Source organism: Streptomyces sp. NRRL S-495, assembly GCF_000966955.1.
Classification (GTDB): domain Bacteria; phylum Actinomycetota; class Actinomycetes; order Streptomycetales; family Streptomycetaceae; genus Kitasatospora; species Kitasatospora purpeofusca.
This window is the reverse complement of the sequence record NZ_JZWY01000890.1, coordinates 1-7,085: the sequence shown is the minus strand read 5'-3', so window position 1 is coordinate 7,085 and position 7,085 is coordinate 1. Positions and strand designations below refer to the sequence as shown.

The following is a 7,085-nucleotide window of genomic DNA, read 5'->3' as shown; positions in this document are numbered from 1 at the left end:
TGCCACCGCCGCGGCGGTCCGGACGGCGGACCGGGCGCGGGCGCTCGCCGCCGGGATGCAGTCGGAGCGGGTGGCGCGGGCGTTGCGCGGGATCGACGCGGCGTTCCGCTCGGCGGAGTCGGCGGAGTCGGAGTCGTTGGTGTCGGTGCCGGTGGGGGAGTCGGGGTCGGCGGTGTCGGCGGTGGTCGTGGAGACGGCCGCCGGGCCGGGGGAGGCCGCGGTGGAGGTGTCGGCGGGGACCGGCGCCTGACGGGCGCGCCCGTGGTCTCCCCCGGAGGCGCCCGACCCCTTGCGGTACCCTGAGCCCATGCGAACCGCGCGCCTGCTTCTTAGTCGGCCGCGCTGACCAGGACCGGCCACGCCCCAGGGCGGAGCCGGAGTCGGCGTGGCACCCCCTCCTGCGAGGGGCTTTTTTGTTTTCCGCCCGGCTCACAGCCCGGCACCGTCCGGGCCCCGGTCCGGACACCCCGCCCCGTCGCCGGCCCGCAACGCCGGTTCGCCAACTGACATCGATGGAGCTTTAAGGACCATGAGCGAGACGACCCCTGCGTCCGGCGCGGCCGACACCGCGACCGCGCCGTTCCGGTACAGCGCTGCCCTGGCGGCGGAGATCGAGTCCCGCTGGCAGGACATCTGGGAGAAGGAGGGCACGTTCCACGCCCCCAACCCGGCCGGCGACCTGGCCGATCCCGCCGCCGCCGACGTCGCCGCGAAGCCGCACAGCTTCATCATGGACATGTTCCCGTACCCGTCGGGTGCGGGCCTGCACGTCGGCCACCCGCTGGGCTACATCGCCACCGACGTGTTCGCCCGCTACCAGCGGATGAACGGCTTCAACGTGCTGCACACCCTGGGCTACGACTCGTTCGGCCTGCCCGCCGAGCAGTACGCCGTGCAGACCGGCACCCACCCGCGGGTGTCCACCGAGGCGAACATCGCCAACATGCGCCACCAGCTGCGCCGGCTGGGCCTGGGCCACGACCCGCGCCGTTCGATCGCCACGATCGACCCGGAGTACTACCGCTGGACGCAGTGGATCTTCCTGCAGATCTTCAACTCCTGGTACGACGAGCAGGCCCACCGGGCCCGCCCGATCGCCGAGCTGGTCGCCGCGTTCGCTGACGGCACCCGCGAGGTCCCCGGCGGCCGCGACTGGGCCGCGCTGAGCGGTGCCGAGCGCGAGGAGGTGCTGGGCGAGTACCGGCTGGCCTACGCCAAGGAGGTGCCGGTCAACTGGTGCCCCGGCCTGGGCACCGTGCTGTCCAACGAGGAGGTCACCGCCGACGGTCGCTCCGAGCGCGGCAACTTCCCCGTCTTCAAGTCCAACCTGCGCCAGTGGATGATGCGGATCACGGCCTACTCGGACCGGCTGATCTCCGACCTGGACCTGCTGGACTGGCCCGAGGCGATCAAGCTGCAGCAGCGCAACTGGATCGGCCGCTCCGAGGGCGCCCGGGTCGACTTCGCCGTCGGCGAGCGGAAGATCACCGTCTTCACCACCCGCCCCGACACCCTGTTCGGCGCCACCTACATGGTGCTGGCGCCCGAGCACGACCTGGTCGACACGATCGTGCCCGCCGCCTGGCCCGAGGGCACCCCCGAGGCCTGGACCGGTGGCGCCGCCACCCCCGCCGAGGCCGTCACCGCCTACCGTGCCGCCGCGGCCGCCAAGTCGGACGTCGAGCGCCAGGTCGAGGCCAAGGTCAAGACCGGTGTCTTCACCGGCGCCCACGCCGTCAATCCCGTCAGCGGCGAGCCCGTCCCGGTCTTCATCGCCGACTACGTGCTGATGGGCTACGGCACCGGCGCCATCATGGCCGTCCCCGCCCACGACCACCGCGACTTCGCCTTCGCGCGCGCCTTCGAACTGCCGATGCGCTGCGTCGTCGAGCCCACCGACGGGCGCGACGAGGACCCGGCCGGCTGGGACGACGCCTTCGACACCTACGACTCCGTCATCGTCAACTCGGCCCACACCGAGGGCACCGAGGACGGCATCTCGCTGAACGGCCTGGGCGTCGTCGAGGCCAAGGCCGCCGTCACCGCCTGGCTGACCGCCCGCGGCATCGGCGAGGGCACCGTCAACTACCGCCTGCGCGACTGGCTGTTCAGCCGCCAGCGGTACTGGGGCGAGCCCTTCCCGATCGTCTACGACGAGGACGGCGTCATGCACGCGCTGCCCGAGTCGATGCTGCCCGTCGAGGTCCCGCAGGTCGACGACTACTCGCCGCACACCTACGACCCGTTCGACTCCACCTCCACGCCGAAGACCCCGCTGTCCCGCAACGAGGACTGGGTCAACGTCGAACTGGACCTGGGCGACGGCGTGAAGACGTACCGCCGCGAGACCAACACCATGCCCAACTGGGCCGGTTCCTGCTGGTACGAGCTGCGCTACATCGACCCGTCCAACCGCGAGCAGGTCGTCGACCCCGCCAACGAGCAGTACTGGCTGGGCCCCACCGAGCAGAAGCCCGGCGGCGGCGCCGACCTGTACGTCGGCGGTGCCGAGCACGCCGTCCTGCACCTGCTGTACGCCCGCTTCTGGCACAAGGTGCTGCACGACCTGGGGCACGTCTCCTCGGTCGAGCCGTTCCACAAGCTGTTCAACCAGGGCATGATCACCGCCGACGTCTACCGCGACGAGCGCGGCTTCCCGGTGCCCGCCGCCGAGATCGAGGAGCGCGACGGCCAGTACTTCTGGCAGGGCGAGCCGGTCAAGCGCGAGGCCGGCAAGATGGGCAAGTCCCTGAAGAACGCCGTCGCCCCCGACGAGATCGCCGACGAGTACGGCGCCGACACGCTGCGCCTGTACGAGATGTCGATGGGCCCGCTGGACGTCTCCCGCCCGTGGGACACCCGCGCCGTCGTCGGCTCCTACCGCTTCCTGCAGCGGCTGTGGCGCAACATCGTCTCCGAGACGAGCGGCGAGCTGGTCGTGACGGACGAGGAGCCGGACGAGGCGACGCTGCGCGCCCTGCACAAGGCCGTCGACGGCGTCCGCGCCGACATGGCCGGGCTGCGCTTCAACACCGCGGTGGCCAAGGCGATCGAGCTGAACAACTACCTGGTCAAGCGCGGTTCCACGCCGCGTTCGGTGGCCGAGCAGGTGGTGCTGATGGTCGCGCCGCTGGCCCCGCACATCGCCGAGGAGCTGTGGCGCCGGCTGGGTCACGGCGACTCGCTGGCGCACACCGACTACCCGGTGGCCGACCCGGCGTACGTCGTCGACGAGTCGGTGACCTGCGTCGTCCAGATCAAGGGCAAGGTCAAGGCCCGGCTGGAGGTCGCGCCGTCGATCTCGGACGCCGAGCTGGAGGCGCTGGCGCTGGCCGACCCGGCGGTCGTCGCGGCGATCGGCGGGGCCGAGGTGCGCAAGGTGATCGCGCGGGCGCCGAAGCTGGTCAACATCGTCACCGGCTGAGGCTGAGGCTGATCTGTTCGGTGGGGCGGGCGTTCCTTCGGGGGCGCCCGCCCTGCGGCGTTCCGGGGGTCGGTGTGGNGCCTCCAGGGGGTTCGGCGGGGCTTCCCGGGGTTCGGTGGAAGTCGGGGTTCCCCCCGATGCGTCCCTGAACCTTTCCCTGAACTAGGGCCCGGCAGCCCTGAACGGTGGCCCGTCCGGCCGGTCCCGGGGCTACGGTGGAACCCTCGGTGGGCCGGCCCGCGTTGGGCCCGGTGGGGGCCGGTTCGACTGGCGGAAGGCGGCGTGTGATGGAGATTCTCGGGGTGTTGCTCGGAATCGCCCTGCTCCTCGGGCTCGGGGTGGTGGTGCTCGTCGTCATCGGCCTGGTCAAGGCGGCCCGGGCGGTCGGCGAGAAGGTGGAACGCCAGGAGGCCAAGGCCCGACGGGCCGTGGAGAACGTCACGCTCAAGGCGAAGTCCTACACCCAGACCGGCCCGCAGGGGCAGATCTCCGCCGTCCGCCTGGGGCTGCGGACCTCGCTGGACGGCACCCGGCGGGTCCTGGAGAGCGCTGTCGGCCAGGACGGCCAGCTCGGCGAGGCGCTCGCGCTGCTGGGCCGGCTGGACGCCCACGCGGCGGAGCTGGACGGCGAGCTGCGGATGCTGGAGCGCGAACCGGACGCCGGGCGGGTCGCGGCGAAGCTGCCCGAGCTGCGGGAGCGGGCGGAGCGGATCACGCACTCGGCGGAGACCATGCGGTGGGCGGCGCAGGACCGGATGCACCGGTTCGCGGCCGACGAGCTGGGGCGGCTGAGCCGGGAGTGCGAGGACGAGGCGGGGGCGCTGCGGCACTGGGACACCGGGCCGGGGGCTTCGGGTGCGGCTTCGGCTTCGGGTGGGTCCGGGGCTGGTGTTGGTGCGGCGGGTGCGGGTGCGGGTGAGGGTGAGGGTGCGGCGCGGGAGGCCGGTGGCGCCCGGCGCGGGCTCACGGACGGGCGGGGCGGCCGGCCCAGCGCCGAGGAGCTCCTCGGCCTCACCGACCCGGTGACCAAGCTGGCGCAGCGGCTGCGGAAGCCGACCACCGGCCCCTCGGCCGGCTGAGCGGCCTCCGGAAGCTGCCGACCGGCCCGAGCTGGGAGTAACCTCCGCCTCATGCCCGCCGACCTCGCACTTGTCACCGACTCCACTGCCTACCTGCCCCAGCAGGCCGTCGACCGGCACCGGATCTCCATCGTCCCGCTGAGCGTCGCGGTCGGCGACGAGGTACGCGCGGAGGGCGTCGAGATCTCCCCGAAGGACGTGGCCGAGGCGCTGCGCGGCAAGCACCGGGTGACCACCTCGCGGCCCAACCCCGAGGCCTTCGCCGCCGCCTACCGGGCGGCGGCCGAGAGCGGCGCGCGCGGCATCGTCTCGGTCCACATCTCCGGCGAGCTGTCCGGGACGGTGGCGGCCGCCCGGCTGGCGGCCGCCGAGTCGCCCGTCCCGGTACGGGTGGTGGACAGCCGGCTGGTCGGCATGGCGCTCGGGTACGGGGTGCTGGCGGCGGCCGAGGCGATCGAGGCCGGGCAGGAGCTCGACGAGGCGGCGGCGGCCGTCGTGCGCCGGACCGCCGGGACCAGCGGATTCTTCTACGTCGACACCCTGGAGTACCTGCGCCGGGGCGGGCGGATCGGCGCCGCGCGGGCACTGCTGGGCTCGGCGCTGGCGGTGAAGCCGCTGCTGCACCTGGCCGGGGGGCGGATCGAGCCGCTGGAGAAGGTGCGCACGGCGTCCCGGGCGATCGCCCGGCTGGAGGAGATCGCGGTCGAGCGGGCGGGGGAGCGGGAGGTCGACATCGCCGTCCACCACCTGGCGGCGGAGGACCGGGCCGAGCCGCTGGCGGAGCGGCTGCGGGGGCGGATTCCGGGGCTGCGCGAACTGTACGTGGCCGAGGTGGGCGCGGTGATCGGCGCGCACGTCGGGCCGGGGCTGCTGGCGGTGGTGGTCTCGCCCCGGTGAGGTCTGCCGGGGCCGTCGGCCGGATCGGGCTGCCGGGCGGGAGCGGCGGACCGGACTTCGGGCGGTAGCTGCGGACCGGACTTCGGGCGGCACGGGGCGGCCGCAGTGGCCCGAATGTCAACGTCGGACGGCCCGCCTCACTCCTGAGGGTGTGCTCGGTTGTCCACAACCCCCGGGTTTTCCACAGGATTTCCGTAAAATCCGCGCGCTGCTCGGGCGGTTCCTACCGTGCTCCGCATGACGAACCTGCGCATCGGCGCACGCAAGCGCCACGAGATCCGTCGGGCCAACGAGACCGCCCGTCTGCGGATGGCGGCCCTGTTGCCGGGGGCGGCCGACCTGCCGGACACCGAGCCCTCGGTGTACACGGCGTCGTCCCCGCCGGGGCGGGGCGACGGCGGTCCGCACGGCGGTCCTTCCGAGGGTCCGTTCGACGGCGCGTCCGAGGGTGTGTCGGGCGGGCCGTCCGACGGTGGCGTTGCCAAGGGCGTGCCGTCGGACCCCGCGTCCGAGGGTGGTGAGTTGGGACCCTCGGACCCGGCGGTGGGTGCGGTGCCGCCGGGTCCGCTGATGCCGCCGTTGCTGCCGTCGGGGCATCCGTTGACGCTCGAACGCCGGGCGGCGGTCGGCCTGCTCGTCCTCCTGCTGCTCGCCCTCGGCTACGGCGTCCAGCACTTCTGGCTCGCGCGGCCGCAACCGGTCGAGGTACCGACGGTCGCCGTCGGCCCGGTGGCGCCGACCGGGAGCCCGGGCACGGGCCTGCCAGGCGAGGGGCCCGGGCCCCCTGGAGGCGACACCGGGGGCGGGGCTCCCGCCGTTGTGGTGGTCGACATCGGTGGCCGGGTCGCCGCCCCGGGCGTCCACACCCTGCCGAACGGCTCCAGGGTGGCGGACGCGCTGCGGGTGGCGGGCGGACCGCTGCCGGGGACGGACACCAGGAACCTCAACCTGGCCCGCGTCCTGGCGGACGGCGAACAGATCCTCGTCGGCGAGCCGAGCCCCCAGCCGGCCGCAGGAGCGGGCCCGGGACCGCCTCCGGCCGGGCCGTCGAAGCAGCCGGTCAGCCTGAACCGCGCGACGCTCGAACAGCTCGACACGCTCCCCGGCGTCGGCCCGACCCTCGCCCAGCGCATCATCGCCTTCCGCGCCTCCCACGGCGGCGCGTTCCGTTCACTCGACCAACTCCGTCAGGTGAGCGGCGTGGGCGAGCGCACCTACGCGGAACTCCGGCCGTTGCTCACCCTCTGACGGGCCGTTCGCCACCGTCGTGCGGCAGGTTCCCGTGTCCGTCCCGCGGCTCCCTCGCTCCTTTCGTCTCTACCGCTCTCCTCTCTGCGTCTCTGCGTCCTTTTCGCTCCACTCCTCTCCGTTCCGCCGAAAGGAGGTGCCGTCATCGCCACCGTTCTCGCCCCCACCCCCGACACGGAGCCGGCCACCGGCCCCTCCACCGGACCACGGCCGGGTGACCTTCGACTGCTGCTGCCCGCCGGGGCCGCCTGGGCGGTGACCGCCTGGGTGCTCGGGCCGGGGTCCGGCCACGGCGCGGTCCTCGCGGTGGCAGCCGGTGCGGCGGCGTTCCTCGGGCTGCTCCTCCTCGTCCTCGGGATCCGGGCGTTCACCGGTCCGACCCGGGGCCGCTCCGTCGCCGTGACCGCGTCGGTCGTCCTCCTCACGGCGGCCGCCGC

The 7,085-nt window shown here is 73.8% G+C and carries 5 protein-coding genes and 1 pseudogene; 5 read left to right on the top strand and 1 reads right to left on the bottom strand.

Annotated features, from left to right (window positions below):
- A pseudogene (locus tag VR45_RS35645) lies at positions 1-309 on the bottom strand (hypothetical protein); the annotation flags it as partial.
- Positions 310-529: 220 nt separating this feature from the next.
- Between VR45_RS35645 and leuS the strand changes: the two are divergent.
- From leuS to VR45_RS35620, 5 genes are all read left to right on the top strand, one after another.
- Positions 530-3,424: a leucine--tRNA ligase gene (leuS, locus tag VR45_RS35640; protein ID WP_045944070.1), complete on the top strand. Its 2,895-nt coding sequence runs from the start codon at positions 530-532 to the stop codon at positions 3,422-3,424.
- 302 nt (positions 3,425-3,726) lie between these two features.
- Positions 3,727-4,503 carry a hypothetical protein gene (locus VR45_RS47505; RefSeq protein WP_159394475.1) on the top strand — a complete coding sequence of 259 codons (777 nt, stop codon included), beginning with the start codon at positions 3,727-3,729 and terminating at the stop codon, positions 4,501-4,503.
- Positions 4,504-4,554: 51 nt separating this feature from the next.
- The gene (locus tag VR45_RS35630) at positions 4,555-5,400 is read left to right on the top strand and encodes a DegV family protein (protein WP_045944068.1); all 846 of its coding nucleotides are present in this window, start codon (positions 4,555-4,557) and stop codon (positions 5,398-5,400) included.
- Between the two features lie 237 nt (positions 5,401-5,637).
- The gene (locus tag VR45_RS35625; RefSeq protein WP_234326475.1) at positions 5,638-6,648 is read left to right on the top strand and encodes a ComEA family DNA-binding protein; all 1,011 of its coding nucleotides are present in this window, start codon (positions 5,638-5,640) and stop codon (positions 6,646-6,648) included.
- 255 nt (positions 6,649-6,903) lie between these two features.
- Positions 6,904-7,085 (top strand): hypothetical protein (locus VR45_RS35620; protein ID WP_045944067.1); only part of this gene is annotated, 182 nt, incomplete at its 3' end.